1 protein-coding gene is annotated in these 697 nt (G+C 67.3%); it reads right to left on the bottom strand.

All coding sequences use genetic code 11. The features are described 5' to 3' along the window. On the bottom strand, positions 1-621 hold a 621-nt coding region (locus AC1DYI_RS37655), incomplete at its 3' end, for an aldehyde dehydrogenase family protein (protein WP_477209152.1). Positions 622-697 lie beyond the last annotated feature (76 nt).

Raw genomic sequence — 697 nt, 5'->3', positions numbered from 1 at the left:
GGCTTCGACGGCCAGCTCGGCCAGGCGCAGCGCGGTGTAGGGGCTCTTCTCGCTGGGCTTCAGGACCACCGAGTTGCCGGCGGCCAGCGCGGGGCCGAGCTTCCACGCGGCCATGATCATCGGGTAGTTCCACGGCACGATCGCGCCGATCACACCCATCGGCTCGCGTGTGATCAGGGCCAGCGCCGAGTCCGGCGTCGGCGCGATCTCGTCGTAGATCTTGTCCACGGCTTCGGCGTACCAGGCGATGCAGCGGGCGCACGAAGGCACGTCGACGCTGAGCGAATACTGGATCGGCTTGCCCATGTCCAGCGTTTCGAGCAGCGCCAGTTCTTCCTTCGCGCCGAGGATCTTGTCGGCAAAGCGCTGCAGGATCTTTTTGCGCGCGGCCGGGGCCTTGCCGGCCCAGCGGCGGTCTTCGAAAGCGGTGCGGGCGGCGCGCACAGCGAGGTCGATGTCGGCCGCTTGGCCGCGAACGACTTGGCCCAGCACGCGGTTGTCGATCGGCGAGTGCTTGGCAAAGGTCTGGCCGTCGGCGGCGGCGACGCGCTCGCCATTGATCACGCTGCGGCCGTCCAATTTTTGAGTGGTGGCGCGTTGGGTCCAGTCGATGGTGGACATGGTGTATCTCCAAAGTGAAAGTGGCCGCCTTGGTGGGCGGCCACCAGTGCCCCGACTGTTGTCGGGACACGGGGGT

Source organism: Ideonella sp. P3_A4, assembly GCF_056403075.1.
Note: the sequence above shows the minus strand (reverse complement) of the source record. Positions and strands in the feature narration are given on the sequence as shown.